The sequence below is a fragment of the Amycolatopsis sp. TNS106 genome (assembly GCF_019330265.1).
In the GTDB taxonomy this organism is placed as follows: Bacteria; Actinomycetota; Actinomycetes; order Mycobacteriales; family Pseudonocardiaceae; genus Amycolatopsis; species Amycolatopsis lurida.
The window spans coordinates 5,484,133-5,501,047 of the sequence record NZ_CP024972.1 but is presented as its reverse complement, the minus strand read 5'-3'; the positions used below and the strand labels follow the sequence as shown (position 1 = coordinate 5,501,047).

The 16,915-nt window shown below is 67.9% G+C and carries 14 protein-coding genes; 9 read left to right on the top strand and 5 right to left on the bottom strand.

Annotated features, from left to right (window positions below; genetic code table 11):
* Window position 1 precedes the first annotated feature (1 nt).
* The gene (locus CVV72_RS24730; protein WP_034304594.1) at window positions 2–421 is read right to left on the bottom strand and encodes a succinate dehydrogenase hydrophobic membrane anchor subunit; all 420 of its coding nucleotides are present in this window, start codon (window positions 419–421) and stop codon (window positions 2–4) included.
* A gap of 2 nt (window positions 422–423) precedes the next feature.
* Complete coding sequence (gene sdhC, locus CVV72_RS24725) at window positions 424–867, bottom strand: succinate dehydrogenase, cytochrome b556 subunit (protein ID WP_091597900.1); 444 nt, start codon at window positions 865–867, stop codon at window positions 424–426.
* A gap of 544 nt (window positions 868–1,411) precedes the next feature.
* Between sdhC and CVV72_RS24720 the strand changes: the two genes are divergently transcribed.
* The 6 genes from CVV72_RS24720 to CVV72_RS24695 all read left to right on the top strand — a co-directional run bounded on the left by CVV72_RS24720 (window position 1,412) and on the right by CVV72_RS24695 (window position 8,247).
* The gene (locus CVV72_RS24720; RefSeq protein WP_219146014.1) at window positions 1,412–2,551 is read left to right on the top strand and encodes a BMP family protein; all 1,140 of its coding nucleotides are present in this window, start codon (window positions 1,412–1,414) and stop codon (window positions 2,549–2,551) included.
* A 79-nt stretch (window positions 2,552–2,630) separates the two neighbouring features.
* Window positions 2,631–4,211 (top strand): ABC transporter ATP-binding protein, encoded by a 1,581-nt coding sequence (locus tag CVV72_RS24715; RefSeq protein ID WP_219146013.1) that lies wholly within the window; start codon window positions 2,631–2,633, stop codon window positions 4,209–4,211.
* Window positions 4,208–5,305, top strand: coding sequence for an ABC transporter permease (locus CVV72_RS24710; RefSeq protein ID WP_219146012.1), 1,098 nt, complete (start codon window positions 4,208–4,210; stop codon window positions 5,303–5,305). The genes CVV72_RS24715 and CVV72_RS24710 overlap by 4 nt, the downstream gene beginning before the upstream one ends.
* Entirely contained in the window at window positions 5,302–6,576 is a 1,275-nt protein-coding gene (locus CVV72_RS24705; RefSeq protein WP_034304608.1) for an ABC transporter permease, read from the top strand. The genes CVV72_RS24710 and CVV72_RS24705 overlap by 4 nt, the downstream gene beginning before the upstream one ends.
* Window position 6,577: 1 nt before the next feature.
* Window positions 6,578–6,967, top strand: a complete 390-nt coding sequence (locus CVV72_RS24700; protein WP_219146011.1) for a cytidine deaminase — start codon at window positions 6,578–6,580, stop codon at window positions 6,965–6,967.
* A complete protein-coding gene (locus tag CVV72_RS24695) occupies window positions 6,964–8,247 on the top strand; it encodes a thymidine phosphorylase (protein ID WP_219146010.1) in 1,284 nt (427 codons plus the stop codon). The genes CVV72_RS24700 and CVV72_RS24695 overlap by 4 nt, the downstream gene beginning before the upstream one ends.
* Window positions 8,248–8,644: 397 nt before the next feature.
* On the opposite strand, the gene CVV72_RS24690 is transcribed toward CVV72_RS24695, so the two are convergent.
* Window positions 8,645–9,733, bottom strand: coding sequence for a PA containing protein (locus CVV72_RS24690; RefSeq protein ID WP_219146009.1), 1,089 nt, complete (start codon window positions 9,731–9,733; stop codon window positions 8,645–8,647).
* Window positions 9,734–9,942: 209 nt separating this feature from the next.
* Between CVV72_RS24690 and CVV72_RS24685 the strand changes: the two genes are divergently transcribed.
* Together CVV72_RS24685 and CVV72_RS24680 are read left to right on the top strand one after the other, a co-directional pair.
* Window positions 9,943–11,052 carry an adenosine deaminase gene (locus CVV72_RS24685; RefSeq protein WP_219146008.1) on the top strand — a complete coding sequence of 370 codons (1,110 nt, stop codon included), beginning with the start codon at window positions 9,943–9,945 and terminating at the stop codon, window positions 11,050–11,052.
* 56 nt (window positions 11,053–11,108) lie between these two features.
* On the top strand, window positions 11,109–12,317 hold the full coding sequence (locus CVV72_RS24680) for an MFS transporter (RefSeq protein ID WP_219154099.1): 1,209 nt from the start codon (window positions 11,109–11,111) through the stop codon (window positions 12,315–12,317).
* A gap of 21 nt (window positions 12,318–12,338) precedes the next feature.
* Here CVV72_RS24680 and CVV72_RS24675 read toward each other — a convergent pair whose 3' ends face one another.
* The gene (locus CVV72_RS24675) at window positions 12,339–13,580 is read right to left on the bottom strand and encodes a primosomal protein (protein ID WP_219146007.1); all 1,242 of its coding nucleotides are present in this window, start codon (window positions 13,578–13,580) and stop codon (window positions 12,339–12,341) included.
* Between the two features lie 151 nt (window positions 13,581–13,731).
* Here CVV72_RS24675 and CVV72_RS24670 point away from each other — a divergent pair, with 151 nt between their 5' ends.
* Window positions 13,732–16,251 carry an RNA helicase gene (locus CVV72_RS24670; protein ID WP_219146006.1) on the top strand — a complete coding sequence of 840 codons (2,520 nt, stop codon included), beginning with the start codon at window positions 13,732–13,734 and terminating at the stop codon, window positions 16,249–16,251.
* Here the strand turns inward: CVV72_RS24670 and CVV72_RS24665 are convergent.
* Window positions 16,214–16,861, bottom strand: coding sequence for a hypothetical protein (locus CVV72_RS24665; RefSeq protein ID WP_219146005.1), 648 nt, complete (start codon window positions 16,859–16,861; stop codon window positions 16,214–16,216). The two genes, CVV72_RS24670 and CVV72_RS24665, sit on opposite strands and share 38 nt — an antisense overlap.
* Window positions 16,862–16,915 lie beyond the last annotated feature (54 nt).

Genomic DNA, 16,915 nt, shown 5'->3' with positions numbered 1-16,915 from the left:
GTCAGTTGGCCGAGATACCGGGATCGAAGGTGAAGATCACCATCGTGCCGACGGCGAGGATCAGCACCATCGAGACGTAGAGCACGATCTTCAGCCAGAACCGGGTGCTGTCCTTGCGGGCGTAGTCGTCGATGATCGTCCGGAGCCCGTTGCCGCCGTGGATCTCGGCGAGCCAGAGCATCGACAGGTCCCAGAACTGCCAGAACGGCGAGGCCCAGCGGCCGGCGACGAAGCCCCAGTTGATGCGGTGCACGCCGCCGTCGAGGATGTTCATGATGAACAGGTGCCCGAGCACCAGCACGATCAGGGCGAGGCCCGAGATGCGCATGAACAGCCAGCTGTAGAGCTCGAAGTTGCTGCGGCGGGCGGCCGGGCGCTTCGGCGAACGCGGCTTGTCGAGTGCGAGAACTTCGGTTGCCATGGTCAGTGCCCCCCGAACATAACTTCGACGGTGCGCTTCATCATGAAGTAGGCACCGGGAATCATCACCACGACCCAGATGGCCAGGATGGTCCAGAGCATCGGCTTCTGGAACTTCGGTCCCTTTTCCCAGAAGTCGACCAGCATGACCCGGATGCCGTTGAGCGCGTGGAACAGCACCGCGCCGACGAGGCCGACCTCGAGGAGGTTGACCAGTGGGGTCTTGTAGGTCTCGATGACCTCGTTGTACGTGTCGGGCGACACGCGCACGAGCGCGGTGTCGAGCACGTGCACGAAGAGGAAGAAGAATGTCAGCACGCCGGTGATGCGGTGCAGCACCCAGGACCACATACCGGGGTCTCCCCGGTAGAAGGTCCCCTGCCGGCGTGAGGCACCCGCCCGATCGCTCGCGGCCGCCTCAGTGGCGGTGCTAGCCGTGGTGGACATCGGTGAACGGCCTCCAACGTCATGGCTTGGGCCCGCTGACCGCTGGTTTCCGCGCCTGCCGCCGGGACGTCCACCTGGGGACGGCTCCGGCGACGGTGCCGAGATCATGGTCATCGAGCGTGGATGAAAAGGATGCTAGACCCGCACCTCACGGTGGGCTCACCTCCGGGTTCCTCTGTGTGATGGACCAGACATCGGGACCCTTGCCCGATCGGGTGACGCAGGCCGGTAACTCACCGGTTCGTCCACTGTGGACGCGCGACCGGTCGGCCGGAGGGTTTGAACGGTGCGTGACGATCTTCGTCGCTTCATGCGGCCAAGGGGCCGAGTGCTGCCTGCGATTACTCCGTTGTGATCACCGTGCGTACTCCATTCGTCGCGCGTACGACCCATGAGTAAACGTTTGTGTTACGTAGCGTGCCTTTCCTATGGCGGCTAAGCGGCCGTTAGGTACCGTCTCTCGGTCGAACCCGGCAGCGTCGCCGGGTCGCTTTCTTCGGACCATCCGCTGGATCAGCGGGGAGGGAGACACACGTTGCGTCGCATGCGTGGAACCGCGCTGGCCGCCGCCGCCATGGCCGGTGCACTGGTACTGGCCGGGTGCGCGAAGGATTCCGGTGGGGGGAACAACAACAACGCGAGCTCCGGGGACCAGTCCGCCAGCTGCGTGACGGCGCCCAAGCCGCCCGCCGCGGCGGCCGCCTCGACCAGCTCCAGCCAGGCCGGTGAGAAGGTCGACGGCAGCAAGCTCAAGGTCGCGCTGGCCTTCGACGTCGGCGGCCGCGGCGACGCGTCGTTCAACGACTCCGCCGCCGCTGGTACCGACAAGGCGAAGGCCGAACTCGGCGTCACCACGGTCACCGAAAGCACCGCCGCCGCGACCGAGGACGAGGCCGCCAAGTCTCAGCGTCTCGACCAGCTCGCTTCGCAGGGTTTCAGCCCGATCATCGCGGTCGGCTTCGCCTACGCCAAGGCCGTCGGCGCCATCGCGCCGAAGTACCCGAACGTCCAGTTCGCGATCGTCGACGACGACTCCGTCAAGGCGCCGAACGTCACCTCGCTCGTCTTCGCCGAGGAGCAGGGCTCGTTCCTGGCCGGTGTCGCCGCCGCCTACAAGTCGAAGAAGTGCCACGTCGGCTTCGTCGGCGGGGTGAACACGCCGCTGATCCAGAAGTTCGAGGCCGGCTTCCTCCAGGGCGTGAAGGCCGCTTCGAGCAAGGCCAAGATCGAGGACGAGTACCTCACCCCGGCCGGTGACTTCTCCGGGTTCCAGGACCCGGCGAAGGGCAACGTGAAGGCCGCCGCGCAGATCGCCAAGGGCGCGGACGTGATCTACCACGCCGCCGGCGCCTCCGGTAAGGGCGTGTTCGAGGCCGCGAAGTCCAACAACGCCATGGCCATCGGCGTCGACTCCGACCAGTACAACCAGAAGACGGTCGAGGCGTCGAAGGACGTCATCATCACCTCGATGCTCAAGCGCGTCGACGTGGCGGTGTTCGACTACCTGCGCGCGCTGGCGAAGGGCGACCTGACGACGCTGCCGAAGCGTTTCGACCTCAAGGTCGACGGCATCGGCTACGCCACCTCCGGTGGCAAGGTCGACGACATCAAGGACGTCCTCGACGGCTACAAGGCGCAGATCGTCTCCGGGGCGATCACCGTCTCGGACAAGCCGCAGAAGTAAGCTTCACCAGGCAGCAGGGCTCGGAAGGGCGACCCTTCCGAGCCCTCACCTGTTTAACTCCCAGACTGGATGGCTTTTCATGAGCGCTCCCCAGGCCGAGGTCACCGACGCCCCCGACCGGGGTGAACCGGCCGTGCAGCTGACCGGGATCACGAAGCGTTTCCCCGGTGTCGTGGCCAACTCCGACGTCAACCTCACCGTCACCAAGGGTGAGGTGCACGCCGTCTGCGGCGAGAACGGCGCGGGCAAATCGACCCTGATGAAGATCCTCTACGGCATGCAGCAGCCGGACGAGGGCGACATCGCGATCAACGGCGAACCGGTGAAACTGCGCAATCCGCAGGACGCCATCAAGGCCGGGATCGGGATGGTCCACCAGCACTTCATGCTGGCCGACAACCTGACCGTCGGGGAGAACGTCTTCCTCGGCGCGGAGAACCTGCACGGCATCGGCCGCGCGGCGAGGGCGAAGCTGGCGGAACTCGCCGAACGCGTCGGCCTGCGCGCTCGCCCGGACGCGCTGCTGGAAGAGCTCGGCGTCGCCGACCGCCAGCGGGTGGAGATCGTCAAGGTGCTCTACCGCGGCGCCCGGATCATCATCCTCGACGAGCCCACCGCGGTGCTCGTGCCGCAGGAGGTCGACGCGCTGTTCGAGACCGTGCGCGCCATGCAGAAGGACGGCTTCACCTTCATCTTCATCTCGCACAAGCTCGACGAGGTGCGCGCGATCGCCGACACGGTCACCGTGATCCGGCGCGGCACCACCGTCGGCACTGCCGATCCGAAGACGATCACGTCGCGGCAGCTGGCCGAGATGATGGTCGGCTCGGAGCTGCCCAGCCCCGAGACCCGCGAGTCGACCGTCACCGACCGGAACGTCCTCCGCCTGGACGACGTGTGCCTGAGCGTCGAAGGTTCCGAGCGGAACGTCCTCGACCACATCTCCTTCACCGTGCACGCGGGCGAGGTGCTCGGGATCGCCGGTGTCGAAGGCAACGGTCAGACCGAACTCGTCGAGACGATCATGGGCATGCGCAAGGGCGGCGGCCGGATCGAACTGACCGGGGCCGACGGCAAGGTCGTCGAACTGCACAAACTGGGGACGCTCGCCCGCCGCGAAGCCGGGATCGGCTACATCGCCGAAGACCGCACGCGGCACAGCCTCCTGCTCAGGCAACCCTTGTGGGTCAACCGAATCCTCGGCTACCAGACCCGCGGGCCGGTCGCGAAAGGACAGTTGCTCGACATCGACGGCGCGCGGGAGGACACCCGCCGCATCGTCGAGGAGTACGACGTCCGCACGCCGGGTATCGACGTCCCGGCCGCCGCGCTTTCGGGGGGTAACCAGCAGAAGCTGATCGTGGGGCGCGAGCTTTCCGGTGATCCGGTGCTGCTGATCGCGTCGCATCCGACGCGCGGTGTCGACGTCGGCGCGCAGGCGCTGATCTGGGAGCAGATCCGCCAGGCGCGCGCGGCCGGGCTCGCCGTGCTGCTGGTTTCGGCCGACCTCGACGAGTTGATCGGGCTTTCCGACACCATTCAGGTCATGCTGCGCGGACGACTGGTCGGCGAGGCCGACCCCGCGACCGTGACCCCGCAGGAACTGGGCTCCGCGATGACGGGTGCTTCCGAAGACTCCGAAGAGGAAGGTGCAGCGTGAGTAGCTGGCGTACGAGGCTGCTGCCGCCTCTGCTCGCGATCGTTTTCGCGGTCATCCTGACGGCCATCGCGCTGATCATCTCGGGCGCGGATCCGCTCCAGGCCTACGGCACGATGATCGGCCAGCTCTTCAAGGGCTCGACGGCCGTCGACACGGTGAACCTCGCGACGGTCTACTACCTGTCCGGGCTCGCGGTGGCCATCGGCTTCCAGATGAACCTCTTCAACATCGGTGTCGAGGGCCAGTACCGGTTCGCCGCCATCGTCACCGCCATCATCGGCGGTGCGCTGCAGCTGCCGCCGGTGATCCACGTGATCGCGATCCTGCTGGTCGCGGTGGCCAGCGGCATGCTCTACGCGGCCATCCCCGCCGTGCTGAAGGTGACCCGAGGCGTTTCCGAGGTCATCTCGACGATCATGCTGAACGCGATCGTCGGCGGCATCGTCGCGTTCCTGGTCAACGCGGACCAGTTCGGCGTGCAGACCGGCAACAACATCGCCACCCGCGAGATCGCCGAGACCGGCCGGATCCCCGGTATCCCGATCGGGTCCGGTGAGCTGTTCGGCTTCGTGATCATCGCGGCGCTGATCGGCGGGGCCTACTGGTTCATGCTCAACCGGACCCGGTTCGGGTTCGAGCTCAAGGCCTCCGGCGAATCGACGACGGCCGCCGCGGCGGGTGGCGTCAACGCCAAGAAGATGACGCTGATCGCGATGTTGCTTTCGGGCGGCGTCGCCGGTCTGGTCGCGATGCCGGAGCTGCTCGGCCGCGACTTCAGCTACGGCATCACTTCGACCCAGATGTACGGCTTCACCGGGATCGCGGTCGCCCTGCTCGGCCGCAACCACCCGGCCGGGATCGCGCTGGGCGCCCTGCTGTGGGCGTTCCTCGACCGGTCCGCGGTGTCGCTCGAGCAGATCAACGTGTCCAAAGAGATCGCCACGATCATGCAGGGCGTGATCGTGCTGTCGGTCGTCATCGCGTACGAGATCGTGCGCCGCGCGGACCTGGCCGCCGAACAGCGTCGCGTCGGTCGCGCGCTGGCAGGCAACGGCCGCAAGGGTTCCAGCGTGTCCGAGGGAGGTGCGGTGTGACCACCGCGGACGTTCTTTCGCCCAACACGGGCGGGACCACCATGCCGGTGAAACCGCCGAAGCGCCGCATCCCCGGCTGGCTCAAGGGCGCCATCTGGGGGCTGCTGGCGGTCGGCGTGCTCGCGATCGCGTCGTACGCCACCGGCGTCAACACGCTGACCTCGACCAACACCGCGCACACCGCGCTGCGGCTGGCGTTGCCGATCCTGCTGTGCGCGCTTGGCGGTCTCTGGGCCGAACGCGCGGGCGTGATCAACATCGGCCTCGAAGGCATGATGATCCTCGGCACCTGGGGTGCCGCCTGGGGCGCGTACCACGGCGGTGTCTGGGCCGGGCTGATCGCGGCGGTCGTGTTCGGCGCGCTGGGCGGTCTGCTGCACGCCGTCGCGACGGTGACCTTCAACGTCAACCACATCGTCTCCGGTGTGGCGATCAACCTGCTCGGTCTCGGCGTCGCGAAGTACCTGGCGAACCTGGTGTTCACCCCGCTTTCGGGGAACCCGCGCCAGTCTCCGCCGGTGCCGAAGTTCGACACCTATTCGGCGACGTTCCTCTCGGACTGGTTGTCGGATCTGGAAAAGATGCAGCGCGTCTTCATCTCCGACCTCGCCGGCATCCTCAACGGCCTGGTCACCGAGGTCGCGCCGCTGACGATGATCGCGATCGCGCTGGTCCCGATCAGCTACTTCGTACTGTGGCGCACGCGGTTCGGCCTGCGGCTGCGGTCCTGCGGCGAGAACCCGGTCGCGGCCGAGTCCCTCGGCGTGAAGGTCTACCTGCACAAGTACATCGCCATGATCATCTCCGGCGGGCTCGCCGGAATGGGTGGCGCGTCGCTCGTGCTGCTCGCCGGTGGAGCGGACTACCTGGAGAACCAGACCAACAACCGCGGGTACATCGGTCTCGCGGCGATGATCTTCGGCAACTGGCGGCCGGGCGGCCTGCTCGGCGGCGCGGCGCTGTTCGGTTACGCGGACGGCCTCCAGCTCGCCGGGGGCGGTACCGCGGTGCTCGCGCTGCTGTACGGCGCGGTGATCCTGCTGGCCGTGATCGTGGCGGTGCAGTTGTTCCGCCGTCAGTGGATCGCTTCCGCGCTCGGTGTCGTCGGCGCCGTCGCGCTGTACGCGATCTACTGGACCAACGATGACCTGCCCAGCGACCTCATCCCGTACACCGCGCACTTCGTGACGCTGATCGTGCTGGCGGTGGCTTCGCAGCGGCTGCGGCCGCCCAAGGCGATCGGCGCCACCTATCGGCGAGGTGAGGACTGACATGGCGGACTACGACTGGGAAGCCTTGCGGGCTAAGGCCGTCGAGGCGGCGAAGTCGGCGTACGCGCCCTACTCGGGTCTGCACGTCGGCGTCGCGGGTGTGGTGGACGACGGCCGGATCGTCGTCGGCTGCAACGTCGAAAACGCTTCGTACGGCTTGGGCATGTGCGCGGAATGCACGATGGCCGGCCAGCTGCGGCTGACCGGCGGCGGCAAACTCGTCGCCGTCGCCTGCCGCAGCGGTGCCGGTGATCTGCTGATGCCGTGCGGGCGCTGCCGTCAGATCCTGTTCGAGCACGGTGGATCCGACTGCCTGGTGGACACCCCGAGCGGCATCCTGCCGATGTCGGCGGTGCTGCCGGACGCGTTCGGGCCGGACGACCTGCCGTGAGCGCGTTCGCCGCCGTCGACGTCATCCGCGCGAAGCGGGACGGCGGACGGCTGTCCGACGAGCAGATCGACTGGGCCATCGACGCGTACACGCGCGGCGACCTCGCCGAGGAGCAGATGGCCGCGCTCGCGATGGCCATCTTCCTGCGGGGGATGGACTCCGGGGAGATCGCGCGCTGGACCGGCGCGATGATCTCGTCGGGGGAGCGGCTCGACCTGAAGGTCAGCCGCCCGACGATCGACAAGCATTCGACCGGCGGCGTCGGCGACAAGATCACGCTCCCGCTGGCTCCGCTCGTCGCCGCGTGCGGGGCGGCGGTGCCGCAGCTGTCCGGGCGCGGGCTCGGGCACACCGGTGGGACGCTGGACAAACTGGAGTCGATCCCGGGCTGGCGTGCCTCTTTGTCGACAGCGGAGATCATCCGGCAGCTCGACGAGGTCGGCGCCGTGGTTTGCGCGGCGACCTCCGGGCTGGCTCCGGCGGACAAGAAGCTGTACGCGCTGCGGGACGTGACTTCGACGGTGGAGTCGATCCCGCTGATCGCGAGCTCGATCATGAGCAAGAAGATCGCCGAAGGTTCGGCCGGGCTCGTCCTCGATGTGAAGACCGGCTCGGGCGCGTTCATGAAGACGCTTCCGCAGGCCCGTGAACTCGCGCGGACCCTGGTCGAGATCGGCACCGCGCACGGCGTCGCGACCACGGCGCTGATCACGGACATGAACGTGCCGCTGGGCCACGCCGTCGGCAACGCGATCGAGGTCGCGGAGTCGGTCGAGGTGCTCCGCGGTGGCGGCCCGGCCGACGTCGTCGAGCTGACCGTGGCATTGGCGCGGGAGATGCTGGCGCTGGCCGGATTGTCCGATGTGGACCCGGCCGCCGTGCTGGCTTCTGGCCGGGCTTACGAGACGTGGTGCCGGATGATCGCCGCGCAGGGCGGGGATCCGGAGGCTGCTCTGCCGCGGCCTCGCCATGTGCACGTGGTTCCGGCGCCCGCCGATGGGGTTTTGTCGCGTTTGGACGCTTATGCGGTCGGCGTCGCCGCTTGGCGGCTCGGCGCCGGACGGGCGCGCAAGGAGGACCCGGTGCAAGCCGCGGCCGGCGTTTTGTGCCTGGCGAAGCCGGGCGATGCCGTGTCGGCCGGACAGCCGTTGCTGGAGCTGCACACGGATACGCCGGACGCTGTCCCTTCGGCTCTCGCTGCGCTCGAAGACGCCTACGCGGTCAGCTCCGCTGGGCCTTCGGCCTCCGCTCCGCTCGTCCTGGAGACCGTGCGGCCCTGACCTGCGTTTAGCCCCCTAATCGCGATCCGGGGTCGCGCAAGTACGTGAAGGCCCCCTTCACTGCGCTAGGCGCAATGAAGGGGGCCTTCACGTACTTCGGTCCGGGTGAGGGCAGGCGCGGGGTGTCCGAGGCTGGTGCGGGTCGCGTTTAGCGGGCTAAACGCGACCCGGGTGGCCGAGGGTGGGGCTCGGGGCCGCAGCCCGGCCGTGTGAGGCGTTGCGAAAGCCACTTTCGCAACCTTCAACGTTGCGAAAGTGGCTTTCGCAACGTCAGGGGCCTGCGGATCGCGTTTAGCCCGCTAAACGCAGGTCGGCGCGGGGAGCCAGGCCGGAGAAGCGTGAAGGCCCCTTTCCCTCGGCTCAGCCGAGGGAAAGGGGCCTTCACGCGCTAAAGACGTCAGTCAGTGGACTCGTCGGCGCCGTCGGCCTTCGCCTTGGCGTCGGCCGCCTTGGGCGCCCGGCCGTTGCGCGAGCTGCGGCGCGGCTGACGCGGGGCGGGCGGCGGCGGGGAGATCTGCTGCACGGCCGGGCCACCGCCGAGCATCAGCTCCGCGAAGGTCGCCATGGCCTCGTCCAGCTGGCCGCCGATACGGCGCACGGACTCGTCGTTGCTCTTGCGCACCAGCGAGTCGACCGAGTCGGTGTCCGGCTGCTTCTGCAGCGTGCTCTCGACCTTCGACAGACCGGAGCGGATCGAGCCGTCGAGGTCGCCGAGGCGCCCGGTGAAGCCGTCCTCGACCTTGTCGAGCCGCTCGGCCAGGTCGTCCAGCCGCGAGGTGACCTTCTCGAGGCGGTCGCCGAGGCCGTCGAGACGCTCCGAGGCGTCGATCATCTCGCCGGTCTCGGTCAGCGCGGTCTTCAGCGCCTCGGTGTTCGCGGTGAGGCTTTCCTTGGTCGCCTTGTCGAGGTTCTCGACGCGGGTGCGCAGCTCGCGGTCGACGGTGTCGACGCGGTCCCGCAGGGTGGACTCGGCCTGCTCGACGCGCTCGCGCACCGGGCCGATCACCGACTGCGGCAGCGCGTCGGTCTTCACGTCCTGCTTGTCGAGGTGCGCGCCGAGCTCGTCGAGACGGCGGTGGATGTTCTGGAGCTTGTCCTCGAGCCCGTCCATCCGGCCCCCGACGCCTTCCAGGCGTGCGGCCATGCCGTCGAGGCGGCCATCGAGCTGAGCGAACGGCTTGGCCAGCTTGTCGACGATGCTTTCGACGGCGCGGGTCAGCGCGGCGATCGCGGTGTCCTGCGCTTCGAGCCGCGACATGGTCTCGTCGAGACGTTCGGCGAGCACGCTGGTCTCGGTGCGGTCGGGCATCTCCGAGAGCCGCTTGCGCACCGCGCCGAGCGAGTCGACGGGGGCCAGACGTGCGTAGATGTCGTCGAGCGCGTCGAAGATCTGCTGCTGTTCGCTCTCACGCACTTCGGCCGCGCGCACCAGCATGTTGCGCATCCGGTCGAAGGACGGGGCTGCAATGTGGTTGTCAGTGGTCACTGCGGTGTCCTTCGTGGGCGGGGAAATGGGAGGGACGTGACGTGAAGCTTATCCATTGCGAAATTGCTCTGCGTATGGCCCCCGGGTATCGGACAATGCCGAGCTCTGCCCTGATGGCCGATTCAGCCGGTGATCCACAAAGCCGAGGGTTAAGTCAAGCATGAGACTTACAGCCATGTAGGGGAATGACAGGCTGGTTACCGTTACGTATGTCCTCTGAAAGCAGCAGACCCAGCATCCCGGAGGCGGTACTGGCCCGCGCTCCCAAGGTTCTCCTCCACGACCACCTGGACGGCGGTTTGCGGCCCGCCACGGTCGCCGAACTCGCCGAGCAGACCGGGTATCGGGCCTTGCCGACCAGCGATCCCGTCGAACTCGGCCGCTGGTTCCGCGATGCGGCCGATTCCGGCTCCCTCGTCTCGTACCTTGAGACGTTCGCGCATACGTGCGGCGTCATGCAGACCGAGGAAGCGCTGGTCAGAGTGGCCGCCGAGGCGGTGGAAGACCTCGCGGCCGACGGGGTCGTCTACGCCGAGGTGCGCTATGCGCCCGAACTCTTCGTCGAACGCGGACTGTCACTCGATGCGGTGGTCGAGGCGATTCAGGCCGGGTTCGCCGAAGGTGAACGGAGAGTGGCGGACGGCGGGGGCCGGATCCGCGTCGGGACGTTGCTCTGCGCGATGCGCCAGCACGCCAGGGCGCTCGAGATCGCCGGTCTCGCCGTCCGCTACCGCGACGCCGGTGTGGTCGGGTTCGACATCGCCGGGCCGGAAGACGGATTTCCGCCTACCAGAAATCTCGACGCATTCGAGTTCCTGCGAACGAATAATGCGCATTTCACCATTCATGCCGGGGAGGCGTTCGGGCTCGCGTCCATTTGGGAGGCGATTCAGCATTGCGGCGCGGAGCGGCTGGGCCACGGCGTGCGCATCGTCGACGACATCAAGACCGACAGCGACGGCACGGTCCATTTGGGACGGTTGGCCGCCTACGTCCGCGACCGGCGGATCCCGCTCGAGATCTGTCCCACGTCCAATGTCCAGACGGGAGCGGCGCGCTCGATCGGCGAACATCCCTTCGGCCTGCTCGCCAGGCTGCGGTTCCGGGTCACCGTCAACACCGACAACCGGCTGATGAGCGGCTGCTCGATGACCAGCGAATTCGCGGCCTTGAGCGACGCGTTCGGCTACGGGGTGGCCGATCTCGAGTGGTTCACGATCAATGCGATGAAATCCGCGTTCCTCGATTTCGACCAGCGGCTCGACATCATCAACACGGTCATCAAGCCGGGGTATGCGTCCTTGCGTTCGTTAGCATAGCCAACTATCGTTCACTATGTAGGAGTTAGTTCCCATATAGTGAAACGGTGGCGAAGATGGCGCAGGTCGTGGACGGGAGGATCGGCGGCAAACGACGCTGGCTCATCCTCGCGCTCGGCCTCGCCGCGCAGACCGCGAGCTGTTCCTTCCTTTACGGGATCCCGTTCCTGGTCCCGTCGATGCAGCGCGCGGAAGGGCTCTCGCTCGCCGAAGCGGGCACCGTGGTCGCGGCGCCGAGCCTTGGCCTGTTGTTCACCTTGATCTTGTGGGGTGCGGCGGCGGACCGTTACGGAGAGCGTTTGGTAATGGCCATCGGGCTCGGCGTCTCGGGGTTACTCCTCGTGTACGCGGCCGTCGGTGACCACTCGCTCGTGACCCTCTTTGGGGTGTTCCTGCTCGCCGGCGCGAGCACCGCGTCAGTGAACGCCGCGAGCGGCCGGGCCGTCCTCGGCTGGTTCGGCCCGGCCGAACGCGGCCTCGCGATGGGCATCCGCCAGATGGCCCAGCCGCTCGGAGTGGGCGTCGCGGCCTTCGGGCTCCCGCCGCTCGCGGACCGCTGGGGCTTCCAGGTCTCGCTCCTGCTGCCCGCGCTGACCGCGATCGGTGTCGCGCTTCTGGTCGCCTGGCTCCTGGTCGACCCGCCGCGTCCGGAGGCCGAAGCGGGCAAGACGGAGAAACCGCCGTCGCCGTACCGGAAGCCGGCCCTGTGGCGGGTCCACGGCGCGAGCGCGCTGCTCGTCGTCCCGCAGTTCGCGGTCTCCGCGTTCACTCCCGTGTACCTGGTGACCGTGCACGGCTGGACGGCGGCGTCCGCGGGCTGGTTCGTCGGCGCCGTCCAGATCCTCGGCGCGCTGGGCAGGATCGCGTCGGGCTACTGGTCCGACCGCGCCGGCAGCAGGCTGCGGCCGATGCGGCAGCTGGCGGTCGCGAGCGCGGCGGTGATGCTGCTGGTCGCGCTCGGGGACGCGACGTGGCCGTGGCTGGTGCTGCTCGCGCTCGTCCTGGCCGCGGTGATCACCGTGTCCGACAACGGGCTCGGGTTCACCGCGTCGGCGGAGATGGCCGGGCTCGCCTGGGCGGGGCGGGCGATGGGCACGCAGAACACCGGCCAGAACATCGCCGCGGCGCTGACCCCGCCGATGCTGGGGCTCGTGATCGGTGATTCGCGGTACGCCCTGGCGTTCTGCGTGGCCGCGGTCTTCCCGATGCTCGCCGTGGCAGTGGTGCCCGTCCGGCACGAAAAGAGCCCCTCAGGACGAACCTGAGGGGCCCTTTCACGGGGTGGATCAGATGACCGTGAGCCGGTTCTCGAAAGTCTCGACGAGCTTGCGCCACTCCGACTGCTCGGCGTCGAACGGAGCGCTCGGCTCGAGGCGCGAGGGGTCCGGCCGCAGCACGAACGACACCAGCCAGCCGAGGCTTTCGTTGGCGGCCAGCGCGGTTTCGACGCTGTCGTCGTCGGCCCACTCGGCGGCGTCGGTGATCAGCTCGACCGCCAGCTCCAGCTGGGTCGGGTCGATCGACTCCGGGCCTTCGGCGATGTCCTCGGCGATCCCGTTCAGCACGTAGGTGTTCTCGGCGTCGACCTCGATCTCGAGCTCGCCCGCGGTGGCCTTCGTGGTCACTTCGTCCCAAGTGGACACTTCGGCGAGGTCGTTGCCCGCCAGGTCCTTGCCGTCCGCGATCGCGCGGATGAGGGCCTTTTCGGAGGTGAAGACGTCGATCTCGCCTTCGCTGCCGAGGAAGATCGGCTTGTCGTCGAGGTAGCAGCGCAGCGTGTAGTACTCGGCGCCGGAGGTGATGATCTTGATCGGGTCGATGCCGACCTCGCCCCAGAAGCCGACGGGCTCGTCGTCTTCCTCGTCCTCGTCGTCGACGTCCACGAGGTCCTCGTCGGCGGCGGCCGCTTCGGCTTCGGCGGACTCCGCGAGGAAGGTCGCGAGCTCCTCCGCGGTCTGCTCCAGGACCTTCTCGTCGACGTCGGGGACGGTCACCAGACCGTCGATCGCGTCGAGCACGGTGTCCCACTTCTCGGAGACCGCCTGCGACAGGTCCGCCCAGAGGCGCTCGCCGTCGCGGCCGGAGAAGGGCAGCGTGCCCTGGTCCAGCAGCGAGAAGCTCTCGTGCGCGTCGAGGACTTCGTGGACCTCTTCGAGCTCGCACACGTCCGCGAGCGAACGCACGATGCCGATGATCTCGGCCAGCTCGCCGAGCGTCCACTGGTCCGGCTTCTCGGCGACCAGCTCGGGGACGCCCACCAGGTCGTAGGTGTGGTCGTCGTCGGGGATGAGCTCGGGCACGTTCAGCGCCGGGACGACCTCCCACGCCGGGTGGTCGAGCAGGTCGTGCTGCTCGGAGGTCCGTACGAAGGCGGCGAGATGCGCGGCGTCCGGGAAGGCGTACAGGTCTTCCTCGTCGCCGAGGAAGGCTTCCCACTCCTCGCCGTCTTCCCGCCAGCGCGGCGCCCAGAGAGTGACGACGTCACCCTGTGGCAGGCCGAGTTCGATCGGGATGATGTCCTGTGCCATTCCTATAGCCCTCTCGGATTACCGCCTGTGTGCGCGGCCGGGTGATGGTGCCCGGAAGGTGCGCGGTACCGCGAAGCCTACGGGTTTCCGGCGGAGGGCGCGATCACCCCTGGGCAAGAAGCGACCAACGGATGGCACGATAGGTCCTCTGATGACACTTACAGACCTCCTGCCTGCGGATCCCGACGCCGACTCGCTGTTCGAAGCCTTCTCCACCTGGACGGCCGAGCGCGGGTTGGAGCTGTACCCCGCGCAGGAAGAGGCCATCATCGAGGTGGTCTCCGGAGCGAACCTGATCCTGTCGACGCCGACGGGCTCGGGAAAGAGCCTGGTCGCGGTCGGGGCGCACTTCACCGCGCTCGCGCACGGCCGCCGCAGCTACTACACGGCCCCGATCAAGGCGCTCGTCTCGGAGAAGTTCTTCCAGCTGATCGAGATCTTCGGCCCGGAGAACGTCGGGATGATGACCGGTGACTCGGCGGTGAACGCCGACGCGCCGATCATCTGCTGCACGGCGGAGATCTTGGCGAACATCGCGTTGCGGTTCGGTGCCGACGCTCCGGTCGGCCAGGTCGTCGCGGACGAGTTCCACTTCTATGCGGAGCCGGATCGCGGCTGGGCCTGGCAGGTACCGCTGCTGGAGCTGCCGAACGCGCAGTTCGTGCTGATGTCGGCGACGCTGGGCGACGTCTCGTTCTTCGAAAAAGATCTCACTCGCCGGACCGGCCGTCCGACCGCGGTGGTCACCTCGGCGCAGCGGCCGGTGCCGCTCACCTTCCGCTACGCGCTGACGCCGTTGCACGAGACGATGTCCGAGCTGCTCCACGGCGGGCAGTCGCCGGTCTACGTCGTGCACTTCTCGCAGGCCGCGGCGATCGAGCGCGCGCAGACGCTGATGAGCATCAACGTCACCTCGAAGGCGGAGAAGGAGGCCATCGCCGAGATGCTCGGCGACTTCCGCTTCTCGGCCGGGTTCGGGAAGACGCTGTCGAGGCTGGTCCGGCACGGGATCGGCGTGCACCACGCCGGCATGCTGCCGAAGTACCGGCGCCTGGTCGAGCAGCTCGCGCAGGCCGGGCTGCTGAAGGTGATCTGCGGGACCGACACGCTCGGCGTCGGCATCAACGTACCAATCCGCACAGTGGTCTTTTCAGCGCTGACGAAGTACGACGGTGTGCGGCAACGGCATCTCAAGGCGCGCGAGTTCCATCAGATCGCCGGCCGCGCGGGCCGTGCGGGCTACGACACCGACGGTTACGTCGTCGTGCAGGCGCCGGACCACGTCGTCGAAAACGCCAAGGCCCTGGAGAAGGCGGGCGACGATCCGAAGAAGAAAAAGAAGATCGTCCGCAAGAAGGCGCCCGAAGGGTTCGTCAACTGGACGGAGAGCACCTTCGACCGGCTGATCGCGGCCGAGCCGGAGCCGCTGACGTCGAGTTTCCACGTCAGCCACTCGATGCTGCTGAACGTCGTCTCCCGGCCGGGCAACGCGTTCGACTCGATGCGGCATCTGCTGGAGGACAACCACTCCGACCGTCCCGCCCAGCGGAAACTGATCCTGCGTGCGATCGCGATCTACCGCGCGCTGCTCGCGGCCGGGGTCGTGGAACGGCTCGACGAGCCAGACGAGCAGGGCCGCATCGTCCGGCTGACCGTGGACCTGCAGTTCGACTTCGCGCTGAACCAGCCGCTTTCGCCGTTCGCGCTGGCGGCGATCGAGCTCCTCGACGTCGATTCGCCGTCCTACCCGCTCGACGTCGTGTCCATTGTGGAATCCACTGTGGACAATCCGCGTCCGGTGCTGTCGCAGCAGCAGTTCAAGGCGCGCGGCGAGGCCGTGCAGGCGATGAAGGCCGAAGGCATCGAGTACGACGAGCGGATGGAACTGCTCGAGAACGTCACGTACCCGAAGCCGCTGGAGGAACTGCTGGAGGCGGCGTATTCCCGCTACCGGCAAGGGCATCCGTGGGTGGAGGACTACGAGCTCAAGCCGAAGTCCGTCGTGCGCGACATGTACGAGCGCGCGATGAACTTCGTGGAGTACATCGGTTTCTACCAGCTGGCACGCTCGGAAGGGCTGGTGCTGCGGTACCTCACCGACACCTACGACTCGCTGCGGCACACGGTTCCCGACGAGGCCAAGACCGAGGGCTTGCAGGACCTCATCGAATGGCTCGGCGAACTGGTGCGCCAGGTCGACTCCAGCCTCCTCGACGAGTGGGAAGCCTTGCGGCATCCCGAAGAGGAGGGCCCGGTTTCGACGCGGCCGCCGTCCGAGCCGCCCGCGGTCACGCGGAACGAGCGGGCGTTCCGGGTGCTCGTGCGGAACGAGTTGTTCCGCCGAGTGGAGCTGGCGTCGCGGCGTGCCTACGACACGCTGGGCGAGCTGGACGCCGCTTCGGGCTGGGACGCGGACGCGTGGGAAGACGCCATCGAGGACTACTTCGACGAGCACGAAACGCTCGGCATCGGACCGGACGCGCGCGGGCCGAAGCTGCTGATCATCGAGCAGGAGAAGGAGATCTGGCGGGTGCGGCAGATCTTCGACGATCCGGCGGGTGACCACGACTGGGGCATCAGCGCCGAGGTCGACCTGGCGGCTTCGGACGAGGCGGGCTCGGCGGTCATCCGGATCACGGCGGTGGACCAGCTGGGGCTTTCGGCCGGGTGACGAGCAGTAGCCGCCGGCGCCGGACCAGCCACACGATCAGCACGATCAGCGACACCGCCGGCAACGGATAGCCCAGCAGCAAACCCACCGTGATGTCGGTGAGCGGCGCGAGGACAGCGGCGACGAAAACCCACGTCGGCGCTGTCGGCAGCTTCGCGCCCGAGCGGACCTTGCCCCACGGTTTCGCCACCGAAAGCCACGCCTGGAACGCGAGCGCGCTCGCCATCAGCGCGGTACCGGAGACCAGCGCCACCGGCGCCGGTTCACTGCCGACGGAGTCCCGTAAAGCACCGGACAGCAGGAAGATCCCGGCGTAGAGCTGGACGAGCGTGATCGCGAACTTCGCCAGCACCCACCAGTGCCGGGTGAATCCCCAGGCAGTTCCTGCGGCGAGCATGAAACCGGTGAACGCCGACGCGTTGGCGAGCGGCGCCAGCAGGAACGTGTCGATCTCGTGCGCCATCGAGGTCGCGGCGACGCGGATCCCGCCGTCCTCGCTCGTGCGGCCGATCACCAAGAGGGTGAACAGCGCCAGGGCTTGTCCCATCCAGCCGACCGAAGTGACGACGTGCAGCCATACGGTCAGCTGCCGCCAGGTCCTCGTCCCCATGCCGGACACGGTCGCCTGAACAACCGGCCCGGCACATCGGGGACGACCCTGAAA

Coding starts and splice junctions, on each gene's coding strand:
- CVV72_RS24700 (WP_219146011.1), top strand. CDS start 6,578: ATGGCGGACTACGACTGGGAAGCCTTGCGGGCTAAGGCCGTCGAGGCG.
- CVV72_RS24715 (WP_219146013.1), top strand. CDS start 2,631: ATGAGCGCTCCCCAGGCCGAGGTCACCGACGCCCCCGACCGGGGTGAA.
- CVV72_RS24730 (WP_034304594.1), bottom strand. CDS start 421: ATGGCAACCGAAGTTCTCGCACTCGACAAGCCGCGTTCGCCGAAGCGC.
- CVV72_RS24680 (WP_219154099.1), top strand. CDS start 11,109: ATGGCGCAGGTCGTGGACGGGAGGATCGGCGGCAAACGACGCTGGCTC.
- sdhC (WP_091597900.1), bottom strand. CDS start 867: ATGTCCACCACGGCTAGCACCGCCACTGAGGCGGCCGCGAGCGATCGG.
- CVV72_RS24720 (WP_219146014.1), top strand. CDS start 1,412: ATGCGTGGAACCGCGCTGGCCGCCGCCGCCATGGCCGGTGCACTGGTA.
- CVV72_RS24665 (WP_219146005.1), bottom strand. CDS start 16,861: ATGGGGACGAGGACCTGGCGGCAGCTGACCGTATGGCTGCACGTCGTC.
- CVV72_RS24675 (WP_219146007.1), bottom strand. CDS start 13,580: ATGGCACAGGACATCATCCCGATCGAACTCGGCCTGCCACAGGGTGAC.
- CVV72_RS24670 (WP_219146006.1), top strand. CDS start 13,732: ATGACACTTACAGACCTCCTGCCTGCGGATCCCGACGCCGACTCGCTG.
- CVV72_RS24685 (WP_219146008.1), top strand. CDS start 9,943: ATGTCCTCTGAAAGCAGCAGACCCAGCATCCCGGAGGCGGTACTGGCC.